We start from the raw sequence: 14,818 nt of genomic DNA, 5'->3' as shown, positions 1-14,818 counted from the left end.
CGTGGGCCGGCTACGTAGTGGTTTCATCGGCCGGCATCCCTGTGGACGGTCGAAAGCGCCGCCAACTGCCATCTTCGCCCTGACCTGTACCGGCTGTCAATGACCGGTTGGCCATTCTTCGTCCGCCAATGGAGGGATTACGACCTCGTCAATGCGGCGTTTGGCGCGCGTTTGCGCGGCACGAACGGCCAGTTCCGCGGCCCCCGGGTAGCGCACCTCCTCGAGCACCAGCGCCCGCGGGTGGGCCAGCTTGGTCTTCGAGTCGCGCACCATGGCCACCAGCCGTTGGGCCAGGAACCCGGGCTTTTCGCGCCCGTCCCCCACCATCACCGCGGCGCCGATCAGGGCACGGACCATATTGTGGCAGAAGGCGTCGGCCACCAGGTGCGCGTTGATGATCCCGTCCTCCCCGCGGGTAAAGGAGAATTCCTGCAGGGTGCGGATGGTGGTCGCATCCGGCCGTGGTTTGCAGTAGGAGAGGAAATCGTGGCGGCCCAGGACGCTGCGCGCCTCGGCGTTCATGGCCTCCACGTCCAGTTCCTCGCGGTGCCACATGGTCAGCTGCCGGGTCAGCGGATCCCAGCGCTGCAGGCCGTCGGCAATGCGGTAGGAGTAGCGGCGTTGCAGGGCCGAGAACCTGGCGTCGAAGCCGTCCTCGGCCCGTTGCGCGTCGAGGATCAGCACTGCCCCCTCCTGCGGCCCCAATACCCCGTTCAGGCGACGGACCAGGGCATCGGCCGGGCTCAGTTCCGAGCGCCGGGGCAGCTGCCGGTATTCGGTGGGGGTCAGATCGAAGTGCACCACCTGGGCTCGGGCGTGCACGCCGGCGTCGGTGCGGCCGGCCACGGTGACCCGCACCGGGCGGCGGATCAGCATCGCCAGCCCCTCCTCGATCAACTGCTGCACCCCCAACACGTTGGGTTGGCGTGCCCAGCCGTGGAAGGCCGAGCCGTCGTACCCGATGCGCATCCGCAGCCTGATGCTGGCCGGTTCGACGCTGCCCTCGGTGACCAGGGCTCCAAAGGGGTTGATGGTTTCTGCGCTACTGCTCATAGCTCAATTATGGGGTGTGACCTCACGGCCCCGCGAATCGCCGAGGCTCCTCCTTCCGGGCATGGCAAAGACCCCGGGAGCTACCTCCCGGGGCCCTTGTCTCACCGTGCAACGGTGGGCGTGGCTAACCTGTGATGGCTGCTTAGGCCTCTTCGGTTGCCTCTGGTGCGGCGTTCTCGGCGGCCTTTTCGGCTTCCTTCACCACGGCCTGCTTCGGGGAAACAGGCTCCATGACCAGTTCGATGACAGCCATCGGGGCGTTGTCGCCCTTGCGGTTGCCGATCTTGGTGATGCGGGTGTAGCCGCCTTCACGGTTGGCCATGACCGGTGCGATGTTCTCGAACAGTTCGTGAACGATCGACTTGTTGGTGCGGCTGCGCGAAGCGATAACGGCCTGCACACGACGACGCGAGGCCAGGTCTCCGCGCTTGGCGAAGGTGATCAGGCGCTCTGCGTGCGGGCGAAGACGCTTGGCACGGGTCAGGGTGGTGGTGATCTGCTTGTTCTCGAACAGCTGTGCAGACAGGTTGGCGAGGATCAGTCGCTCGTGTGCTGCACTGCCTCCGAGACGCGGACCCTTTGGTGGGGTTGGCATTGGTGTTCTCCTAGATGAATAATCCTGTGCTGCCGGGGCGAACCGGCTTCACGGATGAAGTAGTTTGTCGCCAGACGCGGTGCCTAGAGGCTGCCGTCTCCGTAGACATCGTCGCCATCTTCCATGGCGGCACGGGAACCGAGATCGAATCCTGGAGGGGAATCCTTCAGGGCCAATCCGAGTTCAACAAGCTTTGCCTTGACTTCGTCAATGGACTTCGCACCGAAGTTGCGGATGTCCATCAGGTCGGCCTCCGAGCGGGTGACCAGTTCACCCACCGAGTGGATGCCTTCACGCTTCAGGCAGTTGTACGAACGCACGGTCAGTTCCAGATCCTCGATCGGCAACGCCATGTCGGCAGCCAGGGCTGCGTCGGTTGGCGATGGGCCGATCTCGATACCTTCGGCGGTGGTGTTCAGCTCGCGGAACAAGCCGAACAGTTCCACCAGGGTGGTACCGGCCGATGCCACGGCATCGCGCGGGGAGATCGATTCCTTGGTCTCCACATCAACGATCAGGCGATCGAAGTCGGTACGCTGCTCAACACGGGTGGCCTCCACGCGGAAGGTCACCTTGAGAACCGGCGAGTAGATCGAGTCGACCGGGATCCGGCCGATCTCGGCGTCGGCGCTCTTGTTCTGGGCAGCGGACACGTAGCCACGGCCACGCTCAATGGTCAGTTCCATATCGAACTTGCCGTTGGCGTTCAAGGTGGCGATGTGCAGATCCGGGTTGTGGAACTCGACACCGGCAGGCGGGGTGATATCCGCTGCGGTGACGACGCCCGGGCCCTGCTTGCGCAGGTAGGCGACAACCGGTTCGTCGTGCTCGGAGGACACGGACAGGTTCTTGATGTTCAGAACCAGTTCGGTGACGTCTTCCTTCACACCGGCTACGGTGGAGAACTCGTGCAGGACCCCGTCGATACGAACACTGGTGACGGAGGCACCGGGGATCGAGGACAGCAGGGTACGGCGAAGCGAGTTACCTAGGGTGTAGCCAAAGCCCGGCTCCAGCGGTTCGATAACGAACCGGGAGCGATTCTCGGAAACAACTTCTTCGGTCAGGGTTGGGCGCTGCGTAATGAGCACTAACATTTCCTTTCGGCGAGCGTCCGCTATATGACGCAACACGGGGGTGGAAACGACGGTAGCCTCGGCGGCGTACGTCTGTTGCAGGCTTTAGGCCCAGAAGGTCACCGACGGCAAAATGCGTGTCGGTGACTGTTCTGAACCGGCCCAGCGGTTGATTTAGACGCGGCGACGCTTTGGCGGGCGGCAACCGTTGTGGGCGCTCGGGGAAACGTCCTGGATGGACCCGACCTCGAGGCCAGCAGCCTGCAGCGAACGGATCGCGGTTTCGCGTCCCGAGCCCGGGCCCTTGACGAAAACGTCGACCTTGCGCATGCCGTGCTCCTGAGCGCGCTTTGCAGCGGACTCGGCAGCCATCTGGGCAGCGTACGGGGTCGACTTACGCGAACCCTTCATGCCAACCTCGCCGGCCGAGGCCCACGAGATCACAGCACCGGTCGGGTCGGTAATCGACACGATGGTGTTGTTGAAGGTGCTCTTGATGTGCGCCTGTCCAAGCGCGATATTCTTTTTGTCCTTGCGACGCGGCTTGCGCACCGCTCCACGAGTCTTAGGGGGCATTTCTTCTCCTACGAAAAAGTTTTTGGATCTAGACCGCTAGGGTTTAGCGAGTCTTCTTCTTACCGGCGACGGTGCGCTTCGGACCCTTGCGGGTACGAGCGTTGGTCTTGGTGCGCTGACCGCGAACCGGCAGACCCTTACGGTGACGAATACCTTCGTAGGATCCGATTTCTACCTTGCGGCGGATGTCGGCCTGAACCTCACGGCGCAGGTCACCTTCCACCTTGTAGGTGCCTTCGATGAAGTCACGCAGCTGAACCAGTTCAGCGTCGGTGAGATCCTTAACGCGAGTATCCGGGCTGATCCCGGTTGCTGCGATGGTCTCTTCCGCACGGGTCTTGCCCACGCCGTAGATGTAAGTCAGCGCGATGATTACGCGCTTCTCGCGTGGAATATCCACGCCTGCTAAACGAGCCATATTTGGCTACCTTTCAACGTTCGGAGGTCTGTAGCAGTGCCATCCCACATCGCTGTGGTCCCCAGCCTCCGAAACCGGGGGTATGCATCGCGCGTTATTTCGATGCGGCACTGCCTTTTTCATGACTACGCGTGGGGAAAATCCCGGATGGGATTTAGCCCTGACGCTGCTTGTGGCGTGGGTTCTCGCAGATCACCATGACACGACCATTGCGGCGGATAACCTTGCAATTGTCGCAGATCGGCTTCACGCTAGGGTTAACCTTCAAGGGTTTACTCCTCTTGCGGTTGCAGTTAATTTTGGAGCGGTAAACAAGCCCGTCTCAAGACAATGTTCAAGCGGCCGTCCAGGCGAGTGCTCGCTAGACGTCCGCATGCTCAATGTCTAAAAACTACTGATTTACTTGTAGCGGTAGACGATACGACCTCGGTTGAGATCGTATGGGCTCATTTCAACCTGCACCCGGTCCTCTGGGAGGATTCGAATGTAGTGCTGGCGCATCTTTCCCGAGATAGTAGCAAGCACAACGTGCTTGTTTGGCAACTCAACGCGGAACATTGCGTTTGGCAATGCTTCGGTTACCGTGCCCTCTACCTGGATGACACCTTCCTTCTTGGCCATTTTCCCCGCTAACTTTGGTAGTCGATACCGTGTGGCACCAACAAGTAATTGGTTCTGGTCGGTTCCGTAACCGTGCCCGCCGTCCCGTGAGGGCTTTTAGGCTCAGTTAAATAGACAACCAACAGTCAAGAATACGCTATAAGCGGTACCTGCCACAAATCAAGATGGGCACATAAAATGTTAGATCCGGCACGCCGGGTGCCGGATCCTTCCATTCGCTAGGCCTTGATGGGTGAGGGGGTGATCCCGAACGGCGCCAGGCCGGCCACTCCCCCGTCAAGGGCGGTCAACACCCAGATACCGCCCAGGTGCACGGCCACGGTGTGTTCCCATTGCGACGCATTCTGGCTGTCGTTGGTCACCACGGTCCAGTCGTCATCCAGCACGCTGGTGGCCAGCTTGCCGCGCACCAGCATCGGCTCGATGGCCAGGGCCATGCCCGGCTTGACGCGCGCGCCGCGGTGGCCACTGTTGTAGTTCAGCACATCCGGGGCCATGTGCATGGCCGAGCCGATGCCATGGCCGCAGTACTCCTCCAGGATGCCCAGGCGCGGGCCGGGTTGGGCAGCGACGTACTTTTCAATGGCCTCGCCGATCTGCCCGATGAACCGGGCTTCGGCGAAGGCGGCGATGCCGGCCCACATGGCCTGTTCGGTGATATCGCTCAGCCGCCGGTCGGCTTCGTCCACGGTGCCCAGCAGTACGGTGCGGGCCGAGTCGGCGTGCCAGCCGTCCACGATCGCCCCGCCGTCGATCTTCAGCACGTCCCCGTCCTTGAGCACGTAGTCGCTGGGGAAGCCATGGACCACCTCGTGGTTGACCGAGGCGCAGATGCTGGCCGGGAAACCGTGGTAGCCCAGGAAGTTGCTGGTCGCCCCGTGGCGTTCGAGGACCCCGGCGAAGACGGCATCCACTTCCTTGGTGGTAACCCCGGGTTGGGCTGCGGCCACTGCCTCGTCCAGCGCCTCGGCCAGAACCAGGCCGGCCTCGCGCATCTTCAGGATCTGGGCGTTGGACTTGTATTCGATTTTCGGTTGTCCCAAAGCCATGGACTTCCCCTCTGCTTGTTCCCCGGGCGGTGTGCGGCCCAGGAGTCGTTGTCCAGAAAATGGCCAAGGACCGCACCGTTCCCGTTGCCGGGGTGATCGGTACGATCCTTGGCCGTGCACGCCATGGGTACTAGGCGTTGACGTTCAGTGCGCTCATCACGCGGTCGGTGACCTCGTCGATGCCGCCGATGCCGTCGACCTTGCGCACGATGCCGCGTTCCTCGTAGCGGTCCACCACGATCTGGGTTTCCTCGTGGTAGAGGGCCAGCCGGTGCCGGATGACGTCCTCGGTGTCATCGGCGCGGCCTTCGATCTCGGCGCGCTTGAGCAGGCGCTCGACCAGCTCGTCGTCGTCGGCGGTCAGCTGCAGGACGGCATCCAGCTTCTGACCCTGGGCCGCGAGGATCTCATCCAGCGCGTCCACCTGGGCGCTGGTGCGCGGGTAGCCGTCGAGCAGGAAGCCCTCGGTGACATCCTGTTGCCCCAGGCGATCGCGCACCATGTTGTTGGTGACCGAGTCCGGAACGAAGTTGCCGGCATCGATGTACTTCTTGGCTTCGATACCCAACGGGGTGCCGCCCTTGACGTTGGCACGGAAGATGTCGCCGGTGGAGATCGCGACGATCTCCAGTCGTTCGGAGATCTTTACGGCCTGGGTGCCTTTGCCGGCCCCGGGGGGTCCGATAATCAACAATCGAGTCATCGCAGAAGTCCTTCGTAGTTTCGTTGCTGCATTTGTGCGTTAATTTGCTTCACGGTCTCCAGACCCACACCGACCATGATGAGGATCGAGGTACCGCCGAATGGGAAGTTTTGGTCGGCATTGAACAAAACGAACGCGATCAGGGGAATCAACGCAACAATCGCCAGGTAAAGCGAACCCGGGAAGGTGACACGGGAGATCACGTAGCTCAGGTAGTCCGAGGTCGGCTTGCCCGCACGGATACCGGGGATGAATCCGCCGTACTTCTTCATGTTGTCGGCCACCTCAACCGGGTTGAAGGTGATCGCCACGTAGAAGTAGGTGAAGCCGATGATCATCAGGGTGTAGACGGCCATGTACCACGGCGAGGAGGTCGCCGAGTGGGTCTGCAGCCACAGGGCCCAGGCGGGCAGTGTTCCGTCATCGCGCATGTTGAACTGCACGATCATCTGCGGCAGTGCCAGGATCGAGCTGGCGAAGATCACCGGGATCACCCCGGCCATGTTGACCTTGATCGGGATGTAGGTCGAGGTGCCGCCCACGGTGCGACGGCCGATGGTGCGCTTGGCGTACTGTACCGGGACACGGCGCTGCGACTGCTCGACGAAGACCACCAGTGCAATGACCAGCAGGCCCACCAGCAGCACGCCGGTGAACACTCCCCAGCCCTGCGAGCGGCCGATGGCACCCATGGCCGAAGGGAACCCCGAGGCGATGGAGATGAAGATCAGGATCGACATGCCGTTGCCGATGCCCTTTTCGGTGATGAGCTCGCCCATCCACATGATCAGGCCGGTGCCGGCGGTCAACGTGACGATCATCAGCAGGATGACCATCAGGTTGTCGTCCGGGACCAGGGGCAGCTGGCACGCCGGGAACAACGTGCCGGTACGGGCCAGGGTCACCAGGGTGGTTGCCTGGAGCAGACCCAGGGCGATCGTCAGGTAACGGGTGTACTGGGTCATCTTGGCCTGTCCGGCCTGACCCTCCTTGTGCAGTGCTTCGAAATGCGGGATGACCACACGCAGCAGCTGGACAATGATCGCCGCGGTGATGTACGGCATGATACCCATCGCGAAGATGGAGACCTGAAGCAGGGCTCCGCCGCTGAACAGGTTGACGAACTGGTAGATGCCGTCGGTGGTTTCACCCATTGCCAGACACTGCTGAACGTTGCTGTAGTTAACTCCCGGAGCCGGGACGAACACACCCACACGGTAGATCGCGATGATACCGAGCGTGAACAGCAACTTGTTACGCAGGTCAGGCGTCCGAAAAACTCGGGCTATGGCGCTGAACAAGCGTCCTCCTGACGTATTAGCTTGAGCCCGGATTCTGGACTCTTGCGTTGACTTTATGAATTCTAGCGGTTCGAAGTACCGGCGCGCCAAATATGCCGCTGATAATGTACCCTGATTAACCCCAAACCCCTACATTACCCGAAATCAGTAGGCTGATTAGCGGATCCTGGTGATTTGTGCTGGTTAAAGCCATTGTCCCGCTGAATCTGAGATGAACAGATTCAGCGGGACAATGTGCTGTGGATCAACCCCGATTAGAGGGTGGTCACCGAACCGCCGGCTGCGGCGATCTTCTCTTCAGCCGAGCTGGAGAAGGCATTGGCCTTCACGTCGACCTTGACCGAGATCTCGCCGGTGCCCAGCACCTTGACGGGCTGGTTCTTGCGAACGGCGCCCTTCTCGACCAGAGCCTCGACGGTGACTTCGCCACCTTCTGGGAACAGTTCGTTGATCTTGTCCAGGTTCACGACCTGGAACTCGACGCGGAACGGGTTCTTGAAGCCACGCAGCTTCGGCAGACGCATGTGCAGCGGCAGCTGCCCGCCTGCGAAGCCGGCCTTGACCTGGTAGCGTGCCTTGGTTCCCTTGGTACCGCGACCAGCGGTCTTACCCTTGGATGCCTCACCACGACCCACACGGGTCTTGGCGGTCTTGGATCCTTCGGCAGGACGCAGGTGGTGTACCTTGAGTGCGTTTTCCTTGTCAGACATGTTTACTTAGCCTCCTCAACCTTCACCAGGTGTGGGACCTTGTTGAGCATGCCTACGGTCACCGGGTCGGCGGTGCGGACAACGGTGTGCCCGATCCGCTTCAAACCGAGTGAGCGCAAGGAGTCGCGGTGGCCCTGCTTAGCACCAATGACGGACTTGGTCTGGGTGATTTCCAGCTTGGCGTCGCTTGGGACAATGTTCTTGGCCATTGCCTATGCACCTGCCTTCTGGGTCTGGATGTGGTGGATCATTGCGGCCGGGGCAACCTCGTCCAGAGGCAGTCCGCGGCGGGCAGCCACAGCCTGGGGCTCTTCCAGAGCCTTCAGTGCTGCAACGGTGCCGTGCACAATGTTGATCTGGTTCTGCGAACCCATCGACTTGGACAGCACATCGTGGATGCCAGCGCACTCCAATACCGCACGCACCGGACCGCCGGCGATAACACCGGTACCCGGAGCAGCCGGACGCAGCAAGACAACGCCAGCGGCGGCCTCGCCCTTGACCAGGTGCGGGATGGTTCCGCCAACGCGTGGAACGCGGAAGAAGTTCTTCTTCGCTTCCTCAACGCCCTTGGCGATAGCTGCTGGAACTTCCTTGGCCTTGCCGTAACCAACACCAACGGTGCCGTTGCCGTCGCCCACCACAACCAGTGCGGTGAAGCTGAAGCGGCGGCCACCCTTGACAACCTTCGAAACGCGGTTGATGGTCACGACGCGCTCAAGGAACTTGTCCTTGTCGTCGTTGCGGCTGTCCTTCGAATCGCGGCCACGGCCACGACCCTCTCCACGGCCACGGCCTTCGCCGCGACCGCGACCGTCGCCACGGCGGGCTCCGGTGCTTTCGGTAGCGGGAGCGGCAGCGCTCTCAACTGCCTCGGTAGCTTCAGACACCTGAGTTTCCTTCTCGTTAGTTGATTCGCTCACAGTGCCAGCCCACCTTCACGAGCGCCGTCCGCCACGGCAGCAACGCGACCGTGGTACTTGTTACCGCCGCGGTCGAAGACAACTGCCTCAATGCCAGCAGCCTTGGCACGCTCGGCTACGAGCTCACCAACGCGCTTGGACTTTGCGGACTTGTCGCCTTCGAAAGCACGCAGATCGGCTTCCATGGTCGAAGCGCTTGCCAGGGTGATGCCCTGCGAGTCGTCCACGATCTGTACAAAGATGTGGCGAGCCGAGCGGTTGACAACCAAACGTGGGCGTACCGAGGTACCGACGATGCGCTTGCGCACACGCAGGTGACGACGGCCACGAGCTGCAGACTTGCTCTTGCCCTTGATTCCGATAGCCATAATTACTTACCAGCCTTTCCGACCTTGCGGCGGATGATCTCGCCAGCGTAGCGAATGCCCTTGCCCTTGTAAGGCTCGGTCTTACGCAGCTTGCGGATGTTAGCGGCAACCTCGCCGACCTGCTGCTTGTCAATACCAGCAACGGTGATCTTGTTGTTGCCCTCGACGGTCAAAGTGATGCCCGCCGGTGCTTCAACGCTGACCGGGTGGGAGAAGCCCAGAGCAAGCTCCAGGTTCGCGCCCTTGGCCTGCACACGGTAACCGGTGCCGTGGATTTCGAGCTTCTTCTCGTAACCCTGGGTGACACCGATGATCATGTTCTCGATCAGGCTGCGGGTCAGGCCGTGCAGCGAACGCGATTCGCGCTCGTCGTTCGGGCGGGAGACGGTCAGGGTGTTCTCCTCCAGGGCGACGGAGATCGGTGCCGCGACGTTCAGCGACAGCTCACCCTTCGGACCCTTGGCGGCAACAGCCTGGCCATCGACCTTCAGCTCAACGCCGGCAGGAACGGTAATCGGTAGACGTCCAATACGTGACATTCTGTATTCCCTACCTTTCCGTTACCAGACGTAGGCGAGGACTTCCCCACCCACGCCCTTCTTAGCAGCCTGACGGTCGGTAAGCAGACCGGAGGAGGTGGACAGGATTGCAATACCCAAGCCGCCCAGCACATGTGGCAGGTTGGTGGACTTCGCGTAAACGCGCAGACCTGGCTTGGAGATGCGACGGACACCGGCGATCGAACGCTCGCGCAGTGGGCCGTACTTCAAAGTGATGGTCAGCTTCTTGCCGACTTCGGCTGCTTCTTCCTCGAACGAGGCAATGTAGCCCTGTTCCTTGAGGATGTTGGCAATGCGGATCTTCAGCTTGCTCGACGGCATCGAAACGCTGTCGTGGTATGCCGAGTTGGCATTGCGCAGACGAGTCAGCATATCTGCGACTGGATCTGTCATAGACATGTGGGCTTCAGCCCTTCCTCGTTACGGTTTCCTTTGTTATCGGACCTGTAACGTAGTGAGTTTAGTTTTCGGTCTTGAATGGGAAGCCCAGGGCCTTAAGCAAGGCACGGCCTTCGTCATCATTCTTGGCGGTGGTCACCACGGTGATGTCCATACCACGAACGCGATCGATCTTGTCCTGATCGACTTCGTGGAACATCGACTGTTCGGTCAGACCGAAGGTGTAGTTGCCGTTGCCGTCGAACTGGCGGTCGCTCAACCCGCGGAAGTCGCGGATACGAGGCAGGGCCAGGGTGATCAGGCGGTCAACGAATTCCCACATACGGTCGTTACGCAGGGTGGCGTGGGTACCGATCGGCATGCCTTCGCGCAGCTTGAACTGGGCGATCGACTTGCGGGCCTTGGTAATCACTGGCTTCTGACCGGTAATGGCGGTCAAATCGCGCACGGCGCCTTCGATGATCTTCGAGTCCTTGGCGGCCTCGCCGACACCCATGTTCACAACAACCTTGGTCAGGGTAGGTACCTGCATCGGGTTCTTGTAGTTGAACTGTTCCTGCAGGGCAGGGCGGATGTCTGCGGTGTACTTTGCCTTCAGACGTGGCTGGATCTTGGTGGCTGCTTCAGTCATTACAGATCCTTTCCGGAAGCCTTGGCGTAACGGACGCGCACAGTCTTGGACACGCCGTTCTTCTCAACGGTTTCCTCACGGAAACCAACGCGGGTAGGCTTCTTGGTTTCCGGATCCACCACTGCAACGTTCGAGACGTGCATTGGGGCTTCAACAACCTCGATACCGCCGGTGGTCGAACCGGATTCGGTCTGGCCTGCCTTGGTGTGCTTGGTGACGCGGTTGACGCCTTCAACCAGAACGCGCTGGGCTTCTGGGAAGACCTTCAGGATCTTGCCCTGCTTGCCACGGTCGCTGCCGGTGATGACCTGAACCAGGTCACCCTTCTTGATCTTTGCACCCATGCTTACAGCACCTCCGGAGCCAGGGAAACGATCTTCATGAACTTCTTATCGCGAAGTTCACGCCCCACTGGGCCGAAAATACGGGTACCGCGAGGTTCACCCTCGTTCTTCAAGATCACCGCAGCGTTCTCGTCGAACTTGATGTAGGAACCGTCGACACGACGAATTTCCTTCTTGGTGCGAACGATGACTGCCTTGACGACGTCACCCTTCTTCACGTTGCCGCCAGGGATTGCGTCCTTGACGGTTGCGACAATGGTGTCGCCGATGCTTGCGTAGCGACGCTTCGAGCCACCGAGAACACGAATGGTAAGGATTTCCTTAGCACCGGTGTTATCGGCAACCTTGAGTCGCGACTCCTGCTGAATCACTTATTAACTCCTGTCGTCTCGCTGGTTCTCATAAATGAGCCTTGCGGAACGGATATGGTCTCCTTGATACGATCGCTTACCCCCACCGGCGTGGGCGCACCGAATGCTGATCCCGAGTGGCGGCAGGGCCGAGGCGTAAAATACCAAGGTTGTGCTGCGTTCTTGAACGATTTCAGTCACGCTGCATCATGGCGAAGGTGGATAGTCCTCGGACACAATGCGCACAAGTATCAATCCTAGCCCAGATTGACATCGATTCGAAATGGTGTGGTAGAGGGAAGTTGAGCGTTCTTGGTCACACCATCCCAGGGAAGCGCTGCGCCAAGTCGTTACGGCAAGGCTGCGAAGTCTATCTGCTCATCCCCCGTCGCAGGGGAAGTGGCCACCTTACCCAAGTTGTGAGCTTGATGGGCCACGAATCTTGTCGCGCGAATCGGCCAGTTTCTCGACTTCCAAGATGAACATCGCGGCGCTGGCTGTCGAGATCTTCTTGGTGTGACCGGCAATCATGAACAGGATTCCCGTGGGAAGCAGGCCGAGAAGCACGCCATTGCCACCGCTCAAGAGCACCAACAGTCCCAGCACAACCCCGGCGACTATCTGGATAGCGCCCAGACGTTCCAGCCAGTCCCCTGATTTGGTGACGAAATCAGTGTCCGGAACGACAGGTTTTAGATTCTTTTCCATATCTCGGATTCTATCCGCGGACAGCCTGAACGGAGCACATGGAACGGATCCCCTTGAAGGGACCGCCGGCGAGAAATTCCGTACTCTACCGCGCACAGGCGGCAGATCAATCCCCGTCATCGACTCACCTTCCGCGCGAGGGCCAGTGGCCTACGCGACCAACCAGACTCGGCAACAACCGCTTCCGGAAGTTCGCACTGAGTGGAAGCAAGTTTGATGTTCCGCCAGCCGGTCTCCTTGACCTCCGCGCACCGGTTCCTCGTGTTCTTCCCCGTTGGACTGCGTGCACGCCACGACAACGACTGCAGCACCCGCTTCTCCGGCTTCCTCGCCGTCGCCCCGGCAAGAATCGCATCCGGGAGGCACCGGTGTATTCGTATTCGGTCCGCCCGACCGCAGTTGCCGGCACGCATGAAACCGGGTTCCCTACGTAGTCAGCGAAGTGAGTTGACGTCGTACTGGGGCTCGTCCTTCGTATATACCAGATATACCAACATGGAGATCACCTTGTGCGCCACCGTGATCCCGAAGGCACCGGCGATCAGGAAGCAGAACAGCCTCACCGCTTCCAATGTCGCCAGAACCTGCAGTTCATTGTTCATGATTTGCTCAAACTAGAGATCGGTTCCGATCGGTTCGACGACAGGACCCCAGGTCACGAGGCCGATTCCAATCCAAGGGAACACCAATGAATCATTTCCCGGTTTCGTGCGCGGTTCCATCTCGCTTCGACCCTTCAACTTCGCCCTTCGAATGCCGCCGAACGGTGCCGGTGCACTACAGCGTAGACCGGGTATGAAGGGTTTCGGGTGACTTCCGTAAATTGGATGAATCGCCCACTAGCATTTCGGCTACCGCCAGTCGTTATACGGTCGCGCGTACGCCTGCGGGAATTCTACGGCAGCATCTGCCCACATTCGTGGTGGCATCTGTCAAGTTCAGTTCCGGGCTTGGAGCCATCCGGCTCATGGAGGCAGGTAGCGTGAGCCGGGCAGGGCAACGCCCTGAAAGCTGGAAGGCATGGAATTCTTGCGGACAATATGGTGTCCTTTGCTTTATTGTTCGGCCGCCCACCGGGCCACGCGTTCCGTGCTTTCGGACTCGGCGAGGTCCTCGACCCTGCTCATGATGGACCACCGTACCCCGAAGGGGTCAATGATCGAGGCGAAACGGTCCCCCGAGACGAAATTCGTCGCCGGTTCGCGGATCGTCGCCCCACCTGCTTCGGCACGGGCAACGATCCGGTCCACATCTTGGCAGTACAGCCCGAGGGAGTAGCAGGCTGCTGGTGGGATGGGAGGTGCTACCAACCCATACTCGGGATTGGGCTCACCAATCTGCAACCTGCCCTGTCCGAAGTCCAACTCCGCATGCACCATGATCCCGCCCATCACGGTGGTGTCCACGATCCGCGCCCCGAAGACCTCACGGTAGAATTCCAGTGCCTCTGCCGCATTGGGGACGGCCAGGAACGGTGTCAGGGTGGTGGATCCATGCGGGATTCCGTTACGTGTATGTTCTCCGGTCACGCCCAGGACCGGTTCATTGAAATTTTCCATATACCCACGCTAGGCGCCTGTGGCACGCTGGTGCTTGTAGATTCGCGACAAGTTCGAAGGCGGTGCGAAGTGTCCAACACCGGAGATACCCGTGGGGTGCTCTACCCCGCGCAATTACCGAAATTTTACCGCGTGGCGCCGGAAGCGGCGCTAGCTGATCGGGTTTCCTGGTTCTGGATCGTTCACTGGCATCTGGCCCCTGGTCGGGTCTCTCGCCAGGAGCTGTTGCCGTTTCCACAAATGAACCTGGTGATCCAGCAGGAAGGCATCTCGCTGTCCGGCCCGGCCACCGGTGCCTCGCACCGGGACCTGCACGGTAGCGGCTGGGCCCTGGCCGCGCTCCTGCGTCCGGCGGCGATACCTGCGCTCTGCAGTGCGCCCCACCAGCTACGGGACCGCGAGGTTCCCTTCCATGCCCCGGGGCTACACCAACGCATCGTGCAGTTGGCCACCCGCGCACCGCAGTCCTTGGCACATCTCGGTGTACAGCTCTTCTCCGAGTGTCTGGAGGAACTGCTGCCCACACCACGAGCGCAGGACCTGCAGGCGAACGCCCTGTTGGAACTCATCGGCAACACTCGCCAACTCGTCCGGGTCGAAGACCTGGCCAACCAGATGAATCTTTCCGTACGCAGCCTGCAGCGGTTCGCGCTGCGCTACACCGGGCTCACTCCCCTGTCTCTCATCCGCCGCTATCGCTTGCAGGAGGTCGCCCAACGGTTGCGTGAGGACCCCATGCTCAGCCTGGCACAACTGGCCGCCGAACTGCAGTACACGGATCAAGCCCACCTTTCGGCAGATTTCCGCCGGGTATTAGGGCATAGCCCAGGCCGGTACCGCCAGGCCGCACAGGGCACGTAGTTTTCCCATCAAC

Annotated in this window: 22 protein-coding genes and 1 pseudogene; 1 reads left to right on the top strand and 22 read right to left on the bottom strand. The window is 60.7% G+C overall.

The genetic code is table 11. The features are described 5' to 3' along the window. Positions 1 to 96: 96 nt before the first annotated feature. The 22 genes and pseudogenes from truA to OK351_RS01390 form a co-directional block, all read right to left on the bottom strand. Positions 97 to 1,053: a tRNA pseudouridine(38-40) synthase TruA gene (gene truA, locus OK351_RS01495; RefSeq protein WP_265155562.1), complete on the bottom strand. Its 957-nt coding sequence runs from the start codon at positions 1,051 to 1,053 to the stop codon at positions 97 to 99. A gap of 148 nt (positions 1,054 to 1,201) precedes the next feature. Further along, a pseudogene (gene rplQ, locus OK351_RS01490) lies at positions 1,202 to 1,648 on the bottom strand (50S ribosomal protein L17); the annotation flags it as partial. Positions 1,649 to 1,731: 83 nt separating this feature from the next. Beyond that, positions 1,732 to 2,739 carry a DNA-directed RNA polymerase subunit alpha gene (locus tag OK351_RS01485; protein WP_265155561.1) on the bottom strand — a complete coding sequence of 336 codons (1,008 nt, stop codon included), beginning with the start codon at positions 2,737 to 2,739 and terminating at the stop codon, positions 1,732 to 1,734. A gap of 159 nt (positions 2,740 to 2,898) precedes the next feature. Continuing rightward, positions 2,899 to 3,300, bottom strand: coding sequence for a 30S ribosomal protein S11 (gene rpsK, locus OK351_RS01480; protein ID WP_265155560.1), 402 nt, complete (start codon positions 3,298 to 3,300; stop codon positions 2,899 to 2,901). A gap of 43 nt (positions 3,301 to 3,343) precedes the next feature. Then, positions 3,344 to 3,718, bottom strand: a complete 375-nt coding sequence (rpsM, locus tag OK351_RS01475; RefSeq protein WP_265155559.1) for a 30S ribosomal protein S13 — start codon at positions 3,716 to 3,718, stop codon at positions 3,344 to 3,346. Positions 3,719 to 3,872: 154 nt separating this feature from the next. Beyond that, positions 3,873 to 3,986 (bottom strand): 50S ribosomal protein L36, encoded by a 114-nt coding sequence (gene rpmJ / locus OK351_RS01470; RefSeq protein ID WP_265155558.1) that lies wholly within the window; start codon positions 3,984 to 3,986, stop codon positions 3,873 to 3,875. Positions 3,987 to 4,117: 131 nt separating this feature from the next. Next, the gene (infA, locus tag OK351_RS01465; RefSeq protein WP_054821343.1) at positions 4,118 to 4,339 is read right to left on the bottom strand and encodes a translation initiation factor IF-1; all 222 of its coding nucleotides are present in this window, start codon (positions 4,337 to 4,339) and stop codon (positions 4,118 to 4,120) included. A 218-nt stretch (positions 4,340 to 4,557) separates the two neighbouring features. Continuing rightward, the gene (map, locus tag OK351_RS01460; RefSeq protein WP_265155557.1) at positions 4,558 to 5,388 is read right to left on the bottom strand and encodes a type I methionyl aminopeptidase; all 831 of its coding nucleotides are present in this window, start codon (positions 5,386 to 5,388) and stop codon (positions 4,558 to 4,560) included. A gap of 130 nt (positions 5,389 to 5,518) precedes the next feature. Then, entirely contained in the window at positions 5,519 to 6,091 is a 573-nt protein-coding gene (locus OK351_RS01455; protein WP_265155556.1) for an adenylate kinase, read from the bottom strand. Further along, a complete protein-coding gene (gene secY, locus OK351_RS01450; RefSeq protein WP_265155555.1) occupies positions 6,088 to 7,392 on the bottom strand; it encodes a preprotein translocase subunit SecY in 1,305 nt (434 codons plus the stop codon). The genes OK351_RS01455 and secY overlap by 4 nt, the downstream gene beginning before the upstream one ends. A 254-nt stretch (positions 7,393 to 7,646) precedes the next feature. Continuing rightward, positions 7,647 to 8,102, bottom strand: a complete 456-nt coding sequence (rplO, locus tag OK351_RS01445) for a 50S ribosomal protein L15 (protein WP_265155553.1) — start codon at positions 8,100 to 8,102, stop codon at positions 7,647 to 7,649. Positions 8,103 to 8,104: 2 nt separating this feature from the next. Further along, positions 8,105 to 8,311, bottom strand: coding sequence for a 50S ribosomal protein L30 (rpmD, locus tag OK351_RS01440; RefSeq protein WP_265155552.1), 207 nt, complete (start codon positions 8,309 to 8,311; stop codon positions 8,105 to 8,107). A 3-nt stretch (positions 8,312 to 8,314) separates the two neighbouring features. After that, a complete protein-coding gene (rpsE, locus tag OK351_RS01435; protein ID WP_265155551.1) occupies positions 8,315 to 9,025 on the bottom strand; it encodes a 30S ribosomal protein S5 in 711 nt (236 codons plus the stop codon). Then, a complete protein-coding gene (gene rplR, locus OK351_RS01430; RefSeq protein ID WP_265155550.1) occupies positions 9,022 to 9,393 on the bottom strand; it encodes a 50S ribosomal protein L18 in 372 nt (123 codons plus the stop codon). Before rplR ends, rpsE begins: the two co-directional genes overlap by 4 nt. A gap of 2 nt (positions 9,394 to 9,395) precedes the next feature. Then, positions 9,396 to 9,932 (bottom strand): 50S ribosomal protein L6, encoded by a 537-nt coding sequence (rplF, locus tag OK351_RS01425; protein ID WP_265155549.1) that lies wholly within the window; start codon positions 9,930 to 9,932, stop codon positions 9,396 to 9,398. A gap of 21 nt (positions 9,933 to 9,953) precedes the next feature. Further along, on the bottom strand, positions 9,954 to 10,352 hold the full coding sequence (gene rpsH / locus OK351_RS01420) for a 30S ribosomal protein S8 (RefSeq protein ID WP_265155548.1): 399 nt from the start codon (positions 10,350 to 10,352) through the stop codon (positions 9,954 to 9,956). Between the two features lie 61 nt (positions 10,353 to 10,413). Next, positions 10,414 to 10,983 (bottom strand): 50S ribosomal protein L5, encoded by a 570-nt coding sequence (rplE, locus tag OK351_RS01415; protein WP_265155547.1) that lies wholly within the window; start codon positions 10,981 to 10,983, stop codon positions 10,414 to 10,416. Further along, positions 10,983 to 11,327 carry a 50S ribosomal protein L24 gene (rplX, locus tag OK351_RS01410; protein ID WP_265155546.1) on the bottom strand — a complete coding sequence of 115 codons (345 nt, stop codon included), beginning with the start codon at positions 11,325 to 11,327 and terminating at the stop codon, positions 10,983 to 10,985. Before rplX ends, rplE begins: the two co-directional genes overlap by 1 nt. Positions 11,328 to 11,329: 2 nt before the next feature. After that, on the bottom strand, positions 11,330 to 11,698 hold the full coding sequence (gene rplN, locus OK351_RS01405) for a 50S ribosomal protein L14 (protein WP_265155545.1): 369 nt from the start codon (positions 11,696 to 11,698) through the stop codon (positions 11,330 to 11,332). A 387-nt stretch (positions 11,699 to 12,085) separates the two neighbouring features. Continuing rightward, the gene (locus tag OK351_RS01400) at positions 12,086 to 12,385 is read right to left on the bottom strand and encodes a hypothetical protein (RefSeq protein ID WP_265155544.1); all 300 of its coding nucleotides are present in this window, start codon (positions 12,383 to 12,385) and stop codon (positions 12,086 to 12,088) included. Between the two features lie 434 nt (positions 12,386 to 12,819). Continuing rightward, positions 12,820 to 12,987 (bottom strand): hypothetical protein, encoded by a 168-nt coding sequence (locus OK351_RS01395; protein WP_265155543.1) that lies wholly within the window; start codon positions 12,985 to 12,987, stop codon positions 12,820 to 12,822. Positions 12,988 to 13,440: 453 nt separating this feature from the next. Further along, complete coding sequence (locus OK351_RS01390) at positions 13,441 to 13,944, bottom strand: VOC family protein (protein ID WP_265155542.1); 504 nt, start codon at positions 13,942 to 13,944, stop codon at positions 13,441 to 13,443. A gap of 69 nt (positions 13,945 to 14,013) precedes the next feature. Between OK351_RS01390 and OK351_RS01385 the strand changes: the two genes are divergently transcribed. Beyond that, positions 14,014 to 14,805, top strand: coding sequence for an AraC family transcriptional regulator (locus OK351_RS01385; RefSeq protein ID WP_265155541.1), 792 nt, complete (start codon positions 14,014 to 14,016; stop codon positions 14,803 to 14,805). Positions 14,806 to 14,818: the final 13 nt, after the last annotated feature.

This window comes from Glutamicibacter sp. MNS18 (assembly GCF_026107515.2).
Taxonomy (GTDB): domain Bacteria; phylum Actinomycetota; class Actinomycetes; order Actinomycetales; family Micrococcaceae; genus Glutamicibacter.
This window is presented reverse-complemented; position numbering and strand designations above follow the sequence as displayed.

Coding starts and splice junctions, on each gene's coding strand:
- rpsH (WP_265155548.1), bottom strand. CDS start 10,352: ATGTCTATGACAGATCCAGTCGCAGATATGCTGACTCGTCTGCGCAAT.
- infA (WP_054821343.1), bottom strand. CDS start 4,339: ATGGCCAAGAAGGAAGGTGTCATCCAGGTAGAGGGCACGGTAACCGAA.
- rplX (WP_265155546.1), bottom strand. CDS start 11,327: ATGGGTGCAAAGATCAAGAAGGGTGACCTGGTTCAGGTCATCACCGGC.
- rplE (WP_265155547.1), bottom strand. CDS start 10,983: ATGACTGAAGCAGCCACCAAGATCCAGCCACGTCTGAAGGCAAAGTAC.
- rpsK (WP_265155560.1), bottom strand. CDS start 3,300: ATGCCCCCTAAGACTCGTGGAGCGGTGCGCAAGCCGCGTCGCAAGGAC.
- rplF (WP_265155549.1), bottom strand. CDS start 9,932: ATGTCACGTATTGGACGTCTACCGATTACCGTTCCTGCCGGCGTTGAG.
- OK351_RS01390 (WP_265155542.1), bottom strand. CDS start 13,944: ATGGAAAATTTCAATGAACCGGTCCTGGGCGTGACCGGAGAACATACA.
- rplO (WP_265155553.1), bottom strand. CDS start 8,102: ATGTCTGACAAGGAAAACGCACTCAAGGTACACCACCTGCGTCCTGCC.
- rpsM (WP_265155559.1), bottom strand. CDS start 3,718: ATGGCTCGTTTAGCAGGCGTGGATATTCCACGCGAGAAGCGCGTAATC.
- truA (WP_265155562.1), bottom strand. CDS start 1,053: ATGAGCAGTAGCGCAGAAACCATCAACCCCTTTGGAGCCCTGGTCACC.
- rplR (WP_265155550.1), bottom strand. CDS start 9,393: ATGGCTATCGGAATCAAGGGCAAGAGCAAGTCTGCAGCTCGTGGCCGT.
- OK351_RS01455 (WP_265155556.1), bottom strand. CDS start 6,091: ATGACTCGATTGTTGATTATCGGACCCCCCGGGGCCGGCAAAGGCACC.
- map (WP_265155557.1), bottom strand. CDS start 5,388: ATGGCTTTGGGACAACCGAAAATCGAATACAAGTCCAACGCCCAGATC.
- OK351_RS01400 (WP_265155544.1), bottom strand. CDS start 12,385: ATGGAAAAGAATCTAAAACCTGTCGTTCCGGACACTGATTTCGTCACC.
- OK351_RS01395 (WP_265155543.1), bottom strand. CDS start 12,987: ATGAACAATGAACTGCAGGTTCTGGCGACATTGGAAGCGGTGAGGCTG.
- rpmD (WP_265155552.1), bottom strand. CDS start 8,311: ATGGCCAAGAACATTGTCCCAAGCGACGCCAAGCTGGAAATCACCCAG.